Annotated in this window: 12 protein-coding genes; 5 read left to right on the top strand and 7 right to left on the bottom strand. The window is 72.7% G+C overall.

Annotated features, from left to right (window positions below):
* The first annotated feature begins 74 nt into the window (after window positions 1-74).
* Complete coding sequence (locus ABEA15_RS04475; protein ID WP_345555603.1) at window positions 75-998, top strand: phosphoribosylaminoimidazolesuccinocarboxamide synthase; 924 nt, start codon at window positions 75-77, stop codon at window positions 996-998.
* Between the two features lie 336 nt (window positions 999-1,334).
* Here ABEA15_RS04475 and ABEA15_RS04470 read toward each other — a convergent pair whose 3' ends face one another.
* Window positions 1,335-2,264: a sugar phosphate isomerase/epimerase family protein gene (locus ABEA15_RS04470; RefSeq protein ID WP_344141992.1), complete on the bottom strand. Its 930-nt coding sequence runs from the start codon at window positions 2,262-2,264 to the stop codon at window positions 1,335-1,337.
* 150 nt (window positions 2,265-2,414) lie between these two features.
* On the opposite strand from ABEA15_RS04470, the gene ABEA15_RS04465 reads away from it, so the two are divergent.
* The gene (locus ABEA15_RS04465; RefSeq protein WP_345555602.1) at window positions 2,415-3,113 is read left to right on the top strand and encodes a class I SAM-dependent methyltransferase; all 699 of its coding nucleotides are present in this window, start codon (window positions 2,415-2,417) and stop codon (window positions 3,111-3,113) included.
* A gap of 32 nt (window positions 3,114-3,145) precedes the next feature.
* Here the strand turns inward: ABEA15_RS04465 and ABEA15_RS04460 are convergent, their stop codons facing one another.
* The gene (locus ABEA15_RS04460; protein ID WP_345555601.1) at window positions 3,146-4,078 is read right to left on the bottom strand and encodes an SGNH/GDSL hydrolase family protein; all 933 of its coding nucleotides are present in this window, start codon (window positions 4,076-4,078) and stop codon (window positions 3,146-3,148) included.
* Between the two features lie 252 nt (window positions 4,079-4,330).
* Here ABEA15_RS04460 and radA point away from each other — a divergent pair, with 252 nt between their 5' ends.
* The gene (gene radA, locus ABEA15_RS04455) at window positions 4,331-5,692 is read left to right on the top strand and encodes a DNA repair protein RadA (protein WP_344141995.1); all 1,362 of its coding nucleotides are present in this window, start codon (window positions 4,331-4,333) and stop codon (window positions 5,690-5,692) included.
* Between the two features lie 440 nt (window positions 5,693-6,132).
* Here radA and ABEA15_RS04450 read toward each other — a convergent pair whose 3' ends face one another.
* Window positions 6,133-6,903 (bottom strand): hypothetical protein, encoded by a 771-nt coding sequence (locus ABEA15_RS04450; RefSeq protein ID WP_345555600.1) that lies wholly within the window; start codon window positions 6,901-6,903, stop codon window positions 6,133-6,135.
* Between the two features lie 96 nt (window positions 6,904-6,999).
* Here ABEA15_RS04450 and ABEA15_RS04445 point away from each other — a divergent pair, with 96 nt between their 5' ends.
* Window positions 7,000-7,875 carry an HhH-GPD family protein gene (locus ABEA15_RS04445; protein ID WP_344141998.1) on the top strand — a complete coding sequence of 292 codons (876 nt, stop codon included), beginning with the start codon at window positions 7,000-7,002 and terminating at the stop codon, window positions 7,873-7,875.
* Between the two features lie 46 nt (window positions 7,876-7,921).
* Here the strand turns inward: ABEA15_RS04445 and ABEA15_RS04440 are convergent, their stop codons facing one another.
* The 4 genes from ABEA15_RS04440 to ABEA15_RS04425 all read right to left on the bottom strand — a co-directional run bounded on the left by ABEA15_RS04440 (window position 7,922) and on the right by ABEA15_RS04425 (window position 12,778).
* Complete coding sequence (locus ABEA15_RS04440; RefSeq protein WP_345555599.1) at window positions 7,922-8,779, bottom strand: thioredoxin-like domain-containing protein; 858 nt, start codon at window positions 8,777-8,779, stop codon at window positions 7,922-7,924.
* A gap of 195 nt (window positions 8,780-8,974) precedes the next feature.
* On the bottom strand, window positions 8,975-11,485 hold the full coding sequence (locus ABEA15_RS04435) for an ATP-dependent Clp protease ATP-binding subunit (protein WP_345555597.1): 2,511 nt from the start codon (window positions 11,483-11,485) through the stop codon (window positions 8,975-8,977).
* Window positions 11,486-11,935: 450 nt separating this feature from the next.
* Entirely contained in the window at window positions 11,936-12,274 is a 339-nt protein-coding gene (locus tag ABEA15_RS04430; protein ID WP_311542977.1) for a histone-like nucleoid-structuring protein Lsr2, read from the bottom strand.
* A 228-nt stretch (window positions 12,275-12,502) separates the two neighbouring features.
* A complete protein-coding gene (locus ABEA15_RS04425; RefSeq protein WP_345555596.1) occupies window positions 12,503-12,778 on the bottom strand; it encodes a hypothetical protein in 276 nt (91 codons plus the stop codon).
* A gap of 597 nt (window positions 12,779-13,375) precedes the next feature.
* Here ABEA15_RS04425 and ABEA15_RS04420 point away from each other — a divergent pair.
* Window positions 13,376-16,780 carry a UvrD-helicase domain-containing protein gene (locus tag ABEA15_RS04420; RefSeq protein ID WP_345555595.1) on the top strand — a complete coding sequence of 1,135 codons (3,405 nt, stop codon included), beginning with the start codon at window positions 13,376-13,378 and terminating at the stop codon, window positions 16,778-16,780.
* Window positions 16,781-16,877: the final 97 nt, after the last annotated feature.

Raw genomic sequence — 16,877 nt, 5'->3', positions numbered from 1 at the left:
CGCCGGCGGTGCGCACGCGGCCGCCGGCGCCTCGACGACCTCCTGAAAGGCGCACAAGGCGATGGAGTAGGGTCATGTCGTCGTGCCGCCGAGCGGCGACCGGGCCGCGGGCCGCGGCGGTATCCGGGCGCACACCGACCCACAGCAAGGACAGCAGACAAGCCATGGAACCCGTCCACTCCGGCAAGGTCCGCGACGTCTACGCGGACGGCGACGACCTGGTCCTCGTCGCCTCAGACCGTGTCAGCGTCTACGACGTGGTCCTGCCCACCCCCATCCCCGACAAGGGGCGGGTCCTCACCCAGCTGTCGCTGTGGTGGTTCGAGCGCCTCGCCGACATCATGCCCAACCACGTCGTCTCCGCCAGCGACGTCCCGGCCGAGTGGGCGGGCCGCGCGATCCGCTGCCGGCGGCTGGAGATGATGCCGGTGGAGTTCGTCGCGCGCGGCTACCTCGCCGGGTCGGCTCTGGCGGAGTACCGCAAGCACAAGTCGCTCTCCGGCAACCCGCTGCCCGGCGGCCTGGTCGAGGCGTCGCGGCTGCCGGAACCGGTGTTCACCCCCACCACCAAGGCCGCGGAGGGCCACGACGAGCCGATCACCTACGACGACGTCGTCGGTCTGATCGGCGCCGAAACCGCCGAGCGCCTGCGCGACGCCACGCTGCGGATCTACTCCCGCGGCGCCGAGCTGGCCGCCGAGCGCGGAATCGTCATCGCCGACACCAAGGTGGAGTTCGGCCGCGCCCCCGACGGCACACTCGTCCTGGCCGACGAGGTCCTCACCCCCGACTCGTCGCGCTTTTGGCCCGCGGACCAGTGGCGCCCCGGCCGGCCCCAGAACTCGCTGGACAAGCAGTTCCTGCGGGACTGGAGCAGCACGATCGCCGAGTGGGACCGCACACCGCCCGGCCCGGAGGTCCCCGAGGACATCGTCGAGGCGACCCGCGCCCGCTACGTGGAGTGCTACGAGCGCATCACCGGCCGCCGCTGGAGGTAGGCCCGCTCGGGCGCCCGCCCGGAGAGGGCCGGACACGACGAAGGGGGCGGGCACCGCGCGGTGCCCGCCCCCTTCGTCTCAGCCCCCGCGCAGCCGGCGCCTGAGCGTCGCCGCCCGCGGCGGCAGCGGGGGCGACGGGAGCTACTCGGGTGAACCCGGCCGCAGAAAGCGATTCGGACACCCATGGAGATCACAACCGCACAACACCATCGCAGCGCCGACCTCGGAGGATCGCGGGCTCACCCCTGGTTCGCGCGCCGGAAGGTCCGTGCCGCGCCCGCGCCGGACTGCCGACGGACGCCGGACGGCGGAGGCGGGCCGGGTTCCGGGTCGACCTCAGCCCGTGAGGTCGACCGTCCCTTCCGAGGACACCGCGAAAGTCCGCGGCGGCGCGGTCTCGGCGGGCTCGCGCAGCAGCGTCGCGCGCTGCCGGTGCTGAGGGCCGTCGCTGGCGGGGTCGGTGCTGACACCGGCGAAGTGCAGCCGGGTGAAGGCCAGCGCCTCGGCGAGCTCCAGGTGCCTGGTCTCGGAGTCGGCGGCCTTGCGCGTGTTGACCTCGAGCACGATCTGGCCGTTGTAGCCGGTGGTGGCCAGGTGCTCCAGCACGGCGGAGCAGGGCTGGGTGCCCCGGCCGGGGATCAGGTGCTCGTCGAAGTTCTGGGTGCCGGTGCCGTCGGCGAGGTGCACGTGCGACAGCCGGTCGCCGAGCTGCTTGGCCATTTCGAGGCCGTCGGAGTGCGACATGGCCGAGTGGGACAGGTCGAGCGTGACATCGGGGTAGTCGCGCTCGATCGGGTTCCAACTGGGGGCGTAGGGCACGACCTCGCGGTTCTGCATCCGCACCGGGTACATGTTCTCGACCGCGAAGGCGACGTCGGTCTCCTCCTGCATGCGCTCGATGCCGGTCTCGAACTCGCGGGCGTACTCGCGCTGCCAGCGGAACGCGGGGTGCACGACGATGGTGCGCGCGCCCAGCGCCTCGGCCATGTCCTTGGACTTGACCAGCTTGCCCCAGGGGTCGCGGCCCCACACCCACTGGGTGAAGATCAGGCAGGGGGCGTGGACGGCCAGGATGGGCACGCCGTGGTAGTCGGACAGCCGGCGGAGCATGTCGACGTCCTGGCTGACCGGGTCGGTGGATACGAGGACCTCGATGCCGTCGTAGCCGAGCTTGGCGGCGATCTCGAAGGCGGCCGGCGTCTTCTCCGGGTAGACCGACGCCGTCGACAGCACGACGGGCGCGTCTGGAACCTGGACGGAACTCACTCAACCAAGAGTATGTGCTGTCGCGGCCTGCTGGATCGGGGGCGGCCGCGGGCGCGCCGGAGCCGGGACCGGCGCGCGGCGCGGCGTCGGCCCTCTCCGCACCCCGGGCGTCCGCGCCGGGCGCTTCCCGGGCTGCCTATCCTTCGTCGGGTGAGAGCAGCACTGGCGGGGGCGGTCCCGAGCCCCAACATCTGGCACCACCCGCGCGTCTACGAGCTGGAGAACCGGGCGGCCGACCCAGACGGGGTGATCGACGCGGCCATGCGCGAGGTGCGCGGCACGGCCGGCGCCCACGTGCTCGACATCGGCTGCGGCGACGGCTACCACCTGGCCCGGTTCGCGCGCGAGGCAGCGCGGGCGACCGGGGTCGAGCCGCACCACGGGCTCGCCCGGGCGGCCCGGGCACGCACGGCCGGCATGCCGGGGGTGCAGGTGCGCTCCGGGGTCGCCCAGCGGCTCCCGGTCCCCGACGCCTCGGTCGACCTGGCCCACGCCCGCTGGGCGTACTTCCTCGGCCCCGGCTGCGAGCCGGGGCTGGCCGAGCTGCGCAGGGTCATGCGGCGCGGCGGGGTGGCCTTCGTCATCGACAACGACGCCACCCGCAGCACGTTCGGCGGCTGGTTCCGCCGGTTCCTGCCCGACTACGACCCCGAGCGGGTCGAGCGGTTCTGGTTCCGGCAGGGGTTCTCGCGCACGCCGCTGACGATGCGCTGGTCGTTCCGCGACCGCGCCGACTTCGAGGCGGTGGTGCGCATCGAACTGTCCCCGCAGGTGGCCGACGAGGTCGTCGCCGAGCACACCGGCCTTGAGGTCGACTACGCCGTCAACCTGTGGTGGCGCGAGTACTGACACGGGCCGCGGGCGGCCGCCGCGGCCGGCGGTCACAGGTGCGGGCTGTCCTGCCGCACCTCCTCGGCTCCCAGTGCCTCCAGCACCCGCTGGCCGACCGCGGCCATTCCGGCCGCGTTGGGGTGCACGGGCGCCGCGGGGCGGTTGGGGAAGATGCCCTCGACCCACCGCTCATCGGGGGCCGCGCACATGTCGTGGCCCGGACCCGAGGTGTCGACGTACACCGCCCCCGCGTCGGCGGCCGCCTTGGCGATGACCGTGTTCAGCTCCGACCAGATCCCGTAGAGGTACTCGACGTCGCCGTCGGCGTAGGGGGCCTGCAGGCAGCTCTCGTGCCGGGGCAGCAGCTCCAGGTAGCCGACGACCGCGACCTCGGCGTCCGGACTGCGCTCGCGCACCTCCTCAAGCACGCCGCCGATGCGCTCGCCGACCCCGGGAAGCCGCTCCCGCAGCTCGTCGCCGCCCGGGCCGGTGTAGTGGTCGCGGCACGGGTCGCCGTCGAGATCGGTGGGCGCCAGGGCGAGGCACTTGAGCGCGATCTCGGCGTATCCGAGGTCGTTGCCGCCGACGCCCAGGGTCACCAGAGTGGTGCCGGGCGTGAGCGCGTCAAGCTGCGGCGGGTTGGAGGTGAGCGCGAGGTTCTGCGGCCGGGTCATGTGCTCGGTCTCGGCGCCGATGCAGCTGGCGTCGGTGAACTCGGCGGCGCCCAGCGCCTCGGCGACGCGGTTGGGGTAGTTGGAGCGGGAGCGCAGGCACAGCGCGGGGTCGCCGTACTGGGGCGGGATGAACGGGCCGGAGGTGAACGAGTCGCCCAGCGCGACGTACTCGGCGGCGATTCCGGGCGCGGCGCCGCCGGTGGCGGCGGCCGCGGAAGCCCCAGTGGCGGCGGCGAGGACGAACGCGCAGGCCAGGGCGAGGAAGCGGGCGGCGGGTGTGCCGCGGCGGGCGGCTCGGGCAGCGGACACGGGCGGCTCCTGGTTGGCTGCGGGCGCCGAGCGGATCGGCCGGGCCGGCGTGGACGGCGCGGACGTGCCGCCCGAGTGCGTCGACCCCGAATGTCACCGCCCGAGTGCGCTGCGTCAACACCGCCGACCACACCCGGACACCGACCTTGTGCGACGTTTACGCTACCGACCGTAGTCACAGCCCGCCCGGTTTTCCACAGACCGCGCCCGCGGGGGCACGCGATGTCTCCCCCGACCGCTACCGTGCAGGGCATGGCCAAGGCTGCGAAGACCACTTTCCGCTGCAGCGAATGCGGCTGGACCACCCTCAAATGGGTCGGACGCTGCGGCGAGTGCCAGGCGTGGGGCACCGTCGAGGAGTCCGGCGCCCCCACCTCGACCGTGATCGCCCCCGCCCGGGTCTCGACCCCGGCGCGCCCCATCACCGAGATCAGCGTCGAGACCGCGCACGCCGCCCCCACCGGCCTGGACGAGCTCGACCGCGTCCTGGGCGGCGGGGTCGTCCCCGGCGGGGTCATGCTGCTCGCGGGCGAACCCGGCGTGGGCAAGTCCACGCTGCTGCTGGAGGTCGCGTCGCTGTGCGCCGACTCCGGCCCGGTGCTCTACGTCACCGGCGAGGAGTCCACCGGCCAGGTGCGGCTGCGCGCCGACCGCCTGGGGGCGCTCTCGCCCAAGCTGTTCCTGGCCGCCGAGAACTCGGTGGCCTCGCTGGTCAGCCATGTCGACGCGGTCGCGCCCTCGCTGCTGATCGTCGACTCGGTGCAGACCATGAGCTCGCCGGACGTCGCGGGCGTGCCCGGCGGCGTCACCCAGGTCCGCGAGGTCGCGGGAGCCCTGATCCGGCTGGCCAAGGAGCGCGGGATCGCCACGGTGCTGGTCGGCCACGTCACCAAGGACGGCTCCATCGCCGGGCCCCGGCTGCTGGAGCACCTGGTCGACGTCGTCCTGCAGTTCGAGGGCGACCGCCACTCCCAGCTGCGCATGCTGCGCGCCGTGAAGAACCGCTACGGCCCCACCGACGAGATCGGCTGCTTCGAGCTCACCGACTCCGGCATCCTCGGCCTGCCCGACCCCAGCGGCCTGTTCCTCACCCGCCGCAACGAACCGGTACCCGGCACCTGCGTCACCGTCACCCTTGAGGGCCGGCGGCCGCTGATCGCCGAGGTCCAGGCGCTGGTGGCGTCGTCCAACCTGCCCCAGCCCCGCCGGGCCAACTCCGGGCTCGACACCGCGCGGGTGAATATGGTCATGGCCGTGCTGGAGCGCCGCGCCCGGGTGCGCATCGCCGGCGCCGACGTCTACGCCTCCACCGTGGGCGGTGTGCGGCTGGGCGAGCCCTCGGTCGACCTGGCGCTGGCGCTGGCGGTGGCGGGTTCGGTGCGCGACGAGCCGCTGCCGCGCGGCGTGGTCGCCATCGGCGAGGTCGGGCTGGCCGGCGACGTGCGTGCGGTCACCGGCGTGCAGCGGCGGCTCGTCGAAGCCCAGCGGCTGGGGTTCACGCGGGCGATCGTGCCGCGCCACAGCGAGGAGCCGGTCGAGGGGATCGAGATCGTGGGCGTCGACGACGTCGGCGGCGCGCTCCGCTCGGCCTTCCCCGCACCCCAGCCGAGCTGACCCGCCCCCGCCGGCGGAGGGGACCACCGCCGCGGCGCGGCCGGCCGCTCGCGCGTCCCGCTCGCCCCTGACGAAAGTCCCCCGCGGCGCCGCCGCGCGATGCGGGCGGCGCGCACCGAAGCGGCAACACCCGACGGCACCGCGGCGACGACCGGAAACGAGCCGACGCAGTCCCCGGTGAGCGCTCCCGAGCCGCGGCCTCAGGCGACGGTCACCAGCCCAGCGAGCCCCGGCGCGCCGGCGCGCCGCCCGCCCGGCGGATCACCGAGCGGTGGGAGTCCGGAGCGATCCTGCGCCGCCGCCTCGACCTGCTGTTCGCGCCGGCCGGCGCATGACGCCCGCTCTCCGGCGGACCGGGTGCGGACGAGGGCCGGGCGGTCCGCCGTGCGGCGAAGCACCCGGCCCTCGTCCGCCGGACGGCGGCGGTGAGCAGGCGGCGCTCAGTTCAGCCGGAACACCTGCGGTTCGGCCTTCTGGTCGTACCTGCTGTGCAGCTGCACCACGTAGGTCCCGGGCCGCTTGGCCGTCACGTCGCGGTCGGGGCAGTCCTTCCAGGAGCGCTTGCGGTCCCAGGTGACGGTCGTGGTGTAGGGCACGCCGCGCTGCAGCTTCTGCTTGTCGGAGGAGGATCCGCCGGCGCAGTCGGCGGTGGAGAAGATCCGGTCGTCGCCGGAGGTGACGCGCAGCTCCAGGCTCTTGGGGCCGACGTCGACGGTGCAGGTCTGGTCCTCGGTGTTGACCAGGGTCAGCTTGAACTTCGGCTTGTCGTTCCAGTCGTAGTCGCTCTTGTCGGTCTTGATGGTCACCACCACGTCGGACGGCCGGCAGGGGTCGCCGGGCGCCTCGGGGGCGGCGACGCCCTCGGACCCGCCGGAGCCGCCGCCCCCGTCGGATCCGCCGCCCGACTCGTCGCCGGAGTCGCCTCCTCCGCTCCCGGTGTCTCCGCCGCCGTCGCCGCCGCCTTCACCGCCGCCCCCGGCGTCCTGGCCGGCGCCGGCGGAAGGGCTGGGCGAGGCGCTCGGGGACGCGGGAGGTGAGACACTGGGCGACGACTCTTCGGGCGTCGGGCTCGGAGCGCCGCCGGTGCCGGAGGCCTCGCCGCCTTCGCCGGGTGATGACGGCCTGGTGCAGGCGTAGGTGATCAGCGCCACGACGACGAAGAGCCCCACCAGAACGAAGACTCGCCTTCTCCAATATGTCTCGGGACTCACCGGCCCCGGTTGTCCAGCACTTGACGCCATGGGCGCAGTATTCCGGGTTTACCGCCGCCGTACCTACTCAACCCGCCGATCCACACATCGATTGACATGTTCGACAACCCTTACAGCACAGCCGTTCTCGCGTGGTACGAGACCAATGCCCGCGAGTTGCCCTGGCGGCGCGACGACGCCACCCCCTGGTCGATCCTGGTCAGCGAGATCATGCTGCAGCAGACGCCGGTCGTGCGGGTGCTTCCCGCGTGGGAGGCGTGGATGCGGCGCTGGCCGAGTCCGGCGCACCTCGCCGAGGAGCCCTCCGGCGAGGCGGTGCGGATGTGGAACCGGTTGGGCTACCCCCGTCGGGCGCTGAACCTGCACGCCGCCGCCTGCGCCATCGTGGAGCGGCACGGCGGCGAGGTCCCCTCCTCCCACGCCGACCTGCTCGCGCTTCCCGGGGTGGGCGCCTACACCGCGGCCGCGGTGGCCAGCTTCGCCTTCGGGCAGCGGCACGCGGTGCTCGACACCAACGTGCGGCGGGTGCTGGCCCGGGCCCACACGGGTGCGGAATACCCGCCCAAGACGCAGACCAAGGCGGAGGTGGCGCTGGCGGAGTCGCTGGTGCCGCCGGACGCGGCGGTGGCCGCCCGCTGGGCGGTGGCCGTGATGGAGCTGGGCGCGCTGGTGTGCACGGCCCGCTCCCCCGCCTGCGCCGACTGTCCCATCGCCGCACAGTGCGCCTGGCGGCTGGCCGGCAAGCCCGCATACGAGGGTCCGCCGCGCCGCGGCCAGACCTACGCGGGCACCGACCGGCAGGTGCGGGGGCGGCTGCTGGCGGTGCTGCGGGAGTCGCCCGCGCCGGTGCCGAAGTCGGCGCTGGACGTGGTCTGGCAGGAGCCGGTGCAGCGCGAGCGCGCGCTGGACGCGCTCGTCGCCGACGGCCTGGTGGACCCGCTGGACGACGGCACCTACGCGCTGCCGAACTGACCCGATCGGGCCGGCGGGCCGGGGCGGCCCCGCGGGGCCGCCCCGCTCAGGCCGTCTCCAGCGTCTCGTCGGTGCCGCCGCTGCAGGGCGCACCGGGCTCGGGGGTCTGCGGCCCCTGCACGTAGGTGTTCAGGAACTCCGCGATGCGGTGGTCGTCGGGTTCGTCCACGACCAGGCGCTTGCCCCAGGCCACCAGGACGATGTTCTCGCGCTGGAGGGTGTGCGCGGGGCTGACGAGCAGGTAGTCCCCCTCGCGGTACAGCCCTTCCAGCGTCATCCGGACGTCGCCGGGCTGGTTGTCCTTGTAGCTGACCCACACCGCGCCGTGCTCCAGGGAGTGCACGGCGTGCTCGGGCTTCAGCTCCTTCCGGTAGACGCCGCAGTTCTGCCACACCGGGTGGTGCTTGCCGCCGGGCGGCGGATACACCTCGTAGGACACGAGTTCCTCGGTGTGCTCGCGCGGGACGTCGGTGAAGGTCCGCACACCGGCGATGTCGCCGGGCCGGTGGCTGCCGGGCAGGTCCTCCTCGGGCGCGGCGGAGCCGCCGCCCCCGCGCAGGAAGAGGTAGCCGGCCACTCCGCCGCCGACCACCACGAGCACGAGGACCAGCGCGCAGCCGCCCAGGACCCACCACAGCGCGCCCGACGAGCCCTTCTGCCCGCCTCCGCCCGGCGGGGGCCCGTATCCGTGGGGCGGCCGGCCGGGCGGGCCCGGCGGCGGCCCCTGCGGGTATCCGTGCGGGGGCCCGTAGCCGCCTTGGCCGGGCGGCGCCCCGTGCGGGTGCGCGTGCTGCGGACCGGAGGGCTGCTCCGGACCTCCCGGAACTCCCGCGCCGCCAGGTGGCGGCTGCGCGCCGGCGGGCTGCGGAGGCTGGTGCGGAGGGTTGCTCTCAGGGGGGACCACGGCCGAAGCCTATCGAGCGGACGCGGTGCTCGGCACGCCCGCCCGGGCCCGCCGCCGGGAACAGAGCCCCGGGAGCACTCCGGGAGCGCCTGATCCGCCCGCGAAAAGCGGAGGGGGCGGCCCCGAAGGACCGCCCCCCTTGGTCAGCGCCGGCGCACCGGCGCCGGAGGGATCCGGCTCAACCGGATCCGGCCGCTACTCGCCCTTGCCGGCCGCGGTCTCCTCCACAGCGGGAGTGTCCGGGACGGACTCGGGCTTGGGCACGCCGTGGAAGGTGAACTTTCCGTCGGTCCCCTCGCCCTCGGCGTCGATCACCACGATCTGGCCGGGCTTGAGGTCACCGAAGAGGATCTTCTCCGACAGCGCGTCCTCGATCTCGCGCTGGATCGTCCGGCGCAGCGGTCGGGCGCCCAGCACGGGGTCGTAACCGCGCTCGGCCAGCATCTGCTTGGCCGCCGGGCGCAGCTCCAGCCCCATGTCGCGGTCCTTGAGCCGCTCGTCCAGGGCGTTGACCATCAGGTCGACGATGTCGATGATCTCCTGCTCGGTGAGCTGGTGGAACACGATGACGTCGTCGACGCGGTTGAGGAACTCGGGCCGGAAGTTCTGCTTGAGCTCCTCCTGGACCTTGGCCTTCATCCGGTCGTAGTTGGTCTGGGCGTCGTCCTCCTTGGCGAAGCCCATCGCCGCGCCCTTGGAGATGTCGCGGGTGCCGAGGTTGGTCGTCATGATGATGACCGTGTTCTTGAAGTCGACGTTGCGACCCTGGGCGTCGGTGAGGCGCCCTTCCTCCAGGACCTGCAGCAGCGAGTTGAAGATGTCGTTGTGGGCCTTCTCGATCTCGTCGAAGAGGACCACGGAGAACGGCTTGCGGCGCACCTTCTCGGTGAGCTGGCCGCCCTCCTCGTAGCCGACGTAGCCGGGAGGCGAGCCGAACAGCCGCGAGACGGTGTGCTTCTCCATGAACTCGCTCATGTCGAGCTGGATCAGCGACTCCTCGTCGCCGAAGAGGAACTCCGCCAGCGTCTTGGACAGCTCGGTCTTGCCGACGCCGGAGGGGCCGGCGAAGATGAACGAGCCGCCGGGGCGCTTGGGGTCCTTCAGACCGGCGCGGGTGCGCCGGATGGCCTGCGAGAGCGCCTTGATGGCGTCCTCCTGGCCGATGACCCGCTTGTGCAGCTCCTCCTCCATGCGCAGCAGCCGGGAGGACTCCTCCTCGGTGAGCTTGAAGACCGGAATGCCGGTGGCGGTGGCCAGGACCTCCGCGATGAGCTCCTCGCCCACCTCGGCGACCACGTCCATGTCGCCGGCCTTCCACTCCTTCTCCCGCGTCGCCTTCTGCGTGAGCAGGTTCTTCTCGTCGTCGCGCAGCGACGCCGCCTTCTCGAAGTCCTGGGCGTCGATCGCCGACTCCTTGTCGCGGCGGACGTCGGCGATCTTCTCGTCGAACTCGCGCAGGTCCGGCGGCGCGGTCATGCGGCGGATGCGCATCCGCGAGCCGGCCTCGTCGATGAGGTCGATCGCCTTGTCCGGCAGGAAGCGGTCGCTGATGTAGCGGTCGGCCAGCTGGGCCGAGGCCACCAGGGCGCTGTCGGTAATCGACACCCGGTGGTGCGCCTCGTAGCGGTCCCGCAGGCCCTTCAGGATCTCGATCGTGTGCGAGATCGTGGGCTCGTCGACCTGGATCGGCTGGAAGCGGCGCTCCAGCGCCGCGTCCTTCTCCAGGTGCTTGCGGTACTCGTCCAGCGTGGTCGCGCCGATCGTCTGCAGCTCGCCCCGGGCCAGCATCGGCTTCAGGATCGACGCCGCGTCTATCGCCCCTTCGGCCGCGCCGGCGCCCACCAGCGTGTGCAGCTCGTCGATGAAGAGGATGATGTCGCCGCGGGTGCGGATCTCCTTGAGGACCTTCTTCAGCCGCTCCTCGAAGTCGCCGCGGTAGCGGCTGCCGGCCACCAGCGCGCCGAGGTCGAGCGTGTAGAGCTGCTTGTCCTTGAGGGTCTCGGGGATCTCGCCCTTGACGATCTTCTGGGCCAGCCCCTCGACGACGGCGGTCTTGCCGACACCGGGCTCACCGATGAGCACCGGGTTGTTCTTGGTCCGGCGCGACAGCACCTGCATCACGCGCTCGATCTCCTGATCCCGCCCTATGACCGGGTCCAGGTTGCTCTCGCGCGCGGCCTGGGTGAGGTTGCGCCCGAACTGGTCCAGCACCAGGGAGGTGGAGGGGGTGGACTCGGAGGAGGCACCCGTGGCCTGCGGCTCCTTGCCCTGGTAGCCGTGCAGGAGCTGGATGACCTGCTGGCGCACCCGGTTGAGGTCGGCGCCGAGCTTGACCAGCACCTGGGCGGCCACGCCCTCGCCCTCGCGGATGAGGCCGAGCAGGATGTGCTCCGTACCGATGTAGTTGTGCCCGAGCTGCAGGGCTTCCCTGAGGGAGAGCTCCAGGACCTTCTTGGCGCGGGGGGTAAAGGGGATGTGGCCGGAGGGGGCCTGCTGGCCCTGGCCGATGATCTCCTCTACCTGCTGCCGAACCGCTTCGAGGCTGATTCCCAGGCTCTCCAGAGCCTTCGCAGCGACGCCCTCACCCTCGTGGATGAGGCCGAGCAGGATGTGCTCTGTACCAATGTAGTTGTGGTTGAGCATCCTGGCCTCTTCCTGGGCCAGGACCACCACGCGCCGTGCGCGGTCGGTAAACCTCTCGAACATGTCTCGTCGCTCCTCACAGAGCGGTCAGGCAGGGACGGAAGTTCCGACCCTCGCTTTCCGCATTTCGGCCCCTCAGGGGAAAGCCCCGTGGAGGCGCTGCCGCACCCGTCCACCAAGCGGCCGGCGTCGCGGCCCGCCCGACGAACACATCCTGCACGGAAGGACGCTGCCGACCTTCCATGCCTGAGACTTTCCCCGACGATAGGGCGTTCATCCTCATCCAACTACCTAACGGGGGCCCAGTGTTCCGACTACGCCGCAAGCGAACGGCCCGCGTACCCCGGTATATCGAGGGCACACGGGCCGTGGACACGCATTCGCGCGCGTATTTGCTCTCAGCGAACAGCGGCGGCCGCCGACCGGTCCGGCGGGTAATGGCCTTGCGCGGGTCTCCCGGGTGCCGGAGAGGTCCGCGCAACCGCCGCTCGCGAGCCGGCGCCGGTCGAGGGCTCAGCGCTGTGCTGCCTCGTACTCGGCGACGATGGCCGCAGGGATCCGGCCGCGCTCGTTGACCTGCTTGCCGGCCGCCTTCGCCCACGCGCGGATCTCGGCGCTGCGCTCGCGACTGGGGGCGTTGCGCTGCTGGCGCTTGCCGCCGCGCCCGCTGGTCTTGGACGGTGCCTTGCGAGCGGCCTCGACGTAGGGCGCCAGGGCCTCGCGCAGCTTGGTGGCGTTGCCGGCGCTGAGGTCGATTTCGTAGGAGGAACCGTCGACCCCGAACGAAACGGTCTCCTCGGCCTCGCCGCCGTCCAGATCGTCGACGAGAAGCACCTGAACCTTTTGTGCCATGGATAGAACCTTTCCAGCAGAGCGGTGCAGTGGCACCTGAATATAAAGCTATCCCGAGAGAACGCGGAAGACAATTCTCCACGCCACCGAAAACCGGACCAGCCTATGCCGGGGCCGCGAGCGCGGAGCAAATCGCGGCCCGGCCCCCGATACGGGCCGCGCCTCCCGGACCAGCCGTGGGAGTCGTTAACGCGAGGCGCGCACCGCTCCTTTCCCGCGCGTAACCGGTTAGCGGTCCTCCCGCGCGGGCCCCCCGTCTGGAAGTTCCGGCCCAGAAGCCTCTGCGCTCTTTGCCCCGCCTTCAGCCGCGAAGCCCTCCGCCTCCGGCTGAGACGCCGTTGCGGCACTCGCGGTTCCGCGGCCGGATGACGTGTCCGCCTCGCTCACGAGTCGCCCGTCCGACGTTCTGGGAGCCATCTCCTTACGGAGCAGCTTCACCACGAACGTGCAGAAGACGGCCGCGACCACAGCCGGGGGGAGCAGCGCCGACAAAACGTCGCCCATCGAGCGCACCCCTTCCTTGGTGTCACTTTATGCAGCAATTACCCCACGGAGGGGTGCCGCCGAGTCGGATCGGCGGCGGGCCGAGTCGCCCGCTCATACAACGGGCGCGGACACCGTCATCATAGACATCCTTCGCGCCCGCGCGGACACCGACCGCGGGAAGCTTTAGCCGCTCACCCGAAAGCCCGCTGCATAAGGGGTTTCGGGGCGCAGCGAGACGCGTGCGGCCGCCTGCGGGCAGTCGGCCGCAACCGAATCGCCATAAAAATGACGGCCTCCTGTGGCCGAAGCAGCCGAACACGCATGGGATTGGATGCCGCGGCGGGTCGGGCATATGGTCGGCCGCCCTCCCAGCGGAGGAGGGGGAAGCGAAGACTCCCTGGCAGGCGCATCGCAGATCTCCACCGCATTGGACACATTACCCGGTCGTATACACCTCTCCCACCCCGGCCCGCATAAGCCTCGAAGCGTCCCGTCCGGTTGTGGGATCGTGGCACCCTGACTCGGGCGAGTCCGGCATCCGCGGTCCGGAGCCGGCGCGACTTCCGCGCGTTCACCGCGCGGTCCGGTCACCGTGGGCATTGAGAGGACCTCACCGTGGAGTTCCACGCAGATCTGCATATTCACTCCAAGTACTCGCGGGCTTGCAGCAAGGATTGCGACCTGGAGCACCTGGCGTGGTGGGCGGCGCGCAAGGGCGTCGGAGTGGTGGGTACCGGTGATTTCACTCACCCCGCCTGGCGCGAGGAGTTGCGCACCAAACTGGTCCCGGCCGAGCCGGGCCTGTTCCGCCTGGCCCCTGATATCGAAGCCGAGGTGCTGCGCACTCTGCCGCCCGCATGTCGGAATCCGTCGCGCTTCATGCTGTCGGTGGAGATCTCCACCATCTATAAACGGGGCGAACGGACCCGAAAGGTACACCATTTGCTCTACGCGCCCACGATGCAGGCGGCCGAGGCCATCACCGCGGATTTGGCCCGGATCGGCAATCTCGCCTCCGACGGGCGCCCCATCCTGGGCCTCGATTCGCGCAACCTCCTGGAGATCACCCTCGCCAGCGACCCGGGAAGCTATCTCGTGCCGGCGCACGTGTGGACCCCCTGGTTCGCCGTTCTCGGCTCGAAATCCGGATTCGACGCCGTCGCGGACTGCTACGCCGACCTCGCCGAGCACATCTTCGCCGTCGAGACCGGGCTCTCCAGCGACCCGGAGATGAACTGGACCGTCTCCTCGCTGGACGGTTATACGCAGGTCAGCAATTCCGACGCGCACTCGCCGCCGATGCTCGCCCGCGAGGCCACGCGCTTCGACACCGATCTCGATTACTACGCGATACGCCGCTCTCTGGAGACCGGCGACGGATTCCGCGGCACCGTCGAGTTCTTCCCCGAGGAAGGCAAATACCACCTCGACGGCCATCGCAAATGCGGGGTGCGCCTGGACCCCGACGCCACCCGCGAGCGCGGCGGCCTCTGCCCGGTCTGCGCCAAGCCGCTGACCGTGGGGGTCTCCCACCGCGTGTTCGAACTGGCCGACCGCCCGGTCGGGCACCGCCCCGACGGCGCGGCCGGGTTCACCAGCCTCGTGCCGCTGCCCGAGATCGTCAGCGAGATCGCCGGCGTGGGCCCCAAGAGCAAGCGCGTGCAGGGCGAGGTCGCCCGGCTGGTGGGCGAGCTCGGAGCCGAGCTGGACATCCTCTCCGCCGTGCCCGCCGACGAGGTCGCCCGCGTCGGCGGCACCCTGCTCGGCGAGGCCGTCACCCGGCTGCGCGCGGGGGCGGTCGTCCGCGACGCCGGCTACGACGGCGAGTACGGCACGATCCACATGTTCGAGCCCGGGGAGCTGGCCGCCGCCGACGCCGCGCCCGCGCTGTTCGACGCCGGCGAGCTCGCCGGGCCCTCCCCCTCCCGGACCGCCCCGCGCCGCGGGCCCCGGCGGCCGTCGGACCCGAGCGGCGACGGCGCCGGCCCCGACCGGAGCGGGGGCGCCGACGGCGGCGACGGCCCCGGCCCGCGCGGCGGCGCAGGCGGTCCCGCCGGCCGCGGCGGCCGCCCGCGGAAGGGTTCCGACGAGCCCCGCGCGGCCGCCTCGGGGACCGGCACGGCCGCCACGGTTTCCGAACCCGCGCCCTCCCCCGCCGCAACCGCCCCCGGCGCCGCAGCGGCCGCCTCAGCCCCGCCCGCGGCGCGCGCCACGGCGACGCTAGAGGCGAACGGCCCCGATTCCGACGAGCTGTTCCCCGACGACGGGTACGCGGACGCCGCCCCCGCCCCCCGCAGCCTGCTCGACGGGCTCGACCCCGAGCAGCGCGCCGCGGCCGAGGCCCTCGGCGGCCCGCTGCTGATCGTCGCCGGTCCGGGCACCGGCAAGACCCGCACGCTCACCCGGCGCATCGCCCATCTCGTCACCGAACGGGACGTCCCCGCCGACGGCTTCCTGGCCATCACGTTCACCCGCCGCGCCGCCGAGGAGCTGGCCGAGCGACTCGAAGACCTGCTGAGCGAGCGCGCCCGCGACCTCACCGTCGCCACGTTCCACCGGCTGGGCCTGCTCATCCTTCGCGAGCAGCACGAGCGCGCCGGGCTGTCGGCCTCCTTCGGCATCGCCGACACCGCGCGGCAGCTGGAGGTGGCGGCCGAGGCCGCGGGCTCCGAGCAGGAGGGGCGGCGGCTGCTGTCCCGCCGGGACGCGGGCGGGCCTCCCGCGTCCGACGTCGACGCCGCGTACGAGCGCCGGCTGCGCGAGCTCGACCTGGTCGACTTCACCGACCTGGTCGCCCTGCCGGTGCGCCTGCTCGGCGCCGACGACGCGCTGGCCGACCGGTACCGGCGGCGCTGGCCCTGGATCAGCGTCGACGAGTACCAGGACGTCGACGAGCGCCAGTACGCGCTGCTGCGCCTGCTCACCCCGCCCGACGGGAACCTGACCGCCATCGGCGACCCGGACCAGGCGATCTACGGATTCCGCGGCGCCGACGTCGGCTTCTTCCTGCGCTTCACCGAGGACTTCCCCGGCGCCGCCACCGTCCGGCTCAGCCGCAACTACCGCTCCAACGCCGCGATCGTCGACGCCGCGGTCCAGGCCATCGCCCCCGCCTCGCTGGTACCGGGCCGCGAGCTGCGGGCGGTCGGCGACTTCACCGACCCGCCGCGCATCGGCCTGCACACGGCTGCCGACGAGCGGGGGGAGGCCTCGTTCGTGGCGCGCTCCATCGACCGGCTGCTGGGCGGCACCTCCTGGCACTCGCTGGACAGCGGCCGGGTCACCGGAGACGGCGACGGCGGCCTGTCCTTCAGCGACTTCTGCGTCCTCTACCGCACCGACGGCCAGAGCGAGGCGATCATGCGCGCCTTCAACGCCGCGGGCGTGCCTTACCAGAAGCGCTCGCACGACCGGCTGCTGGCGCGGCCGGGCGTGCGGATGCTCGCCGACGAGCTGGCCCGCCATCCCGACGGGCCGCTGGTGGAGCGGGTGCGCTCGGCGGTGGCGCTGCTGTGCGACCGCCACGCCGGTGACGCCGACTCCGAGGAGCGCTGCGCCGACCTGCGCACGGCCGGCGAGCTGGTGCTCCCGCTGGCCGCCGAGTGCGGGCGGGACCTGGGCGAGTTCCTGTCGGCGCTGGCCATGGGCGCCGAGGTCGACGCGCTGGACCCCCGGGCCGACCGGGTGGCGCTGCTGACCCTGCACGCGGCCAAGGGCCTGGAGTTCCCCGTGGTGTTCCTCGTGGGCTGCGACGACGGGCTGCTGCCCTTCCGGCTGCCGGGCGAGGCGCGCGGCGCCGCCGGCGAGGACGAGGAGCGGCGGTTGTTCTTCGTCGGGCTCACCCGCGCCCGGCAGCGGCTCTACCTCTCGCGGTCACGGCGCCGCACCCGGCGGGGCACCGCCTACGACACGGCACCTTCGGCGTTCCTGGAGGCGATCGACCCGGGCCTGACCATGCCGGTCGACGAGGAGTCGGCCACGCGCCGGCGGCCGCGCGAGAAGCAGATGCGCCTGCTGTGAGGCGTGCGCGCCGCCCCGGCGCGGGCGGCGCGCACGTCAGTGCGTGCGCGGGGTGCCGGGCTCGTTGAGGTGCACCAGCATCCGGGTGTTGCCCAGG

The organism is Streptomonospora halophila, assembly GCF_039542725.1.
GTDB classification, from domain to species: domain Bacteria; phylum Actinomycetota; class Actinomycetes; order Streptosporangiales; family Streptosporangiaceae; genus Streptomonospora; species Streptomonospora halophila.
This window is presented reverse-complemented; position numbering and strand designations above follow the sequence as displayed.

What these genes read in the sequence shown, in the direction of transcription:
- ABEA15_RS04445 (WP_344141998.1), top strand. Translation starts at nt 7,000, where the DNA reads ATGTTCGACAACCCTTACAGCACAGCCGTTCTCGCGTGGTACGAGACC.
- ABEA15_RS04425 (WP_345555596.1), bottom strand. Translation starts at nt 12,778, where the DNA reads ATGGGCGACGTTTTGTCGGCGCTGCTCCCCCCGGCTGTGGTCGCGGCC.
- radA (WP_344141995.1), top strand. Translation starts at nt 4,331, where the DNA reads ATGGCCAAGGCTGCGAAGACCACTTTCCGCTGCAGCGAATGCGGCTGG.
- ABEA15_RS04475 (WP_345555603.1), top strand. Translation starts at nt 75, where the DNA reads ATGTCGTCGTGCCGCCGAGCGGCGACCGGGCCGCGGGCCGCGGCGGTA.
- ABEA15_RS04435 (WP_345555597.1), bottom strand. Translation starts at nt 11,485, where the DNA reads ATGTTCGAGAGGTTTACCGACCGCGCACGGCGCGTGGTGGTCCTGGCC.
- ABEA15_RS04430 (WP_311542977.1), bottom strand. Translation starts at nt 12,274, where the DNA reads ATGGCACAAAAGGTTCAGGTGCTTCTCGTCGACGATCTGGACGGCGGC.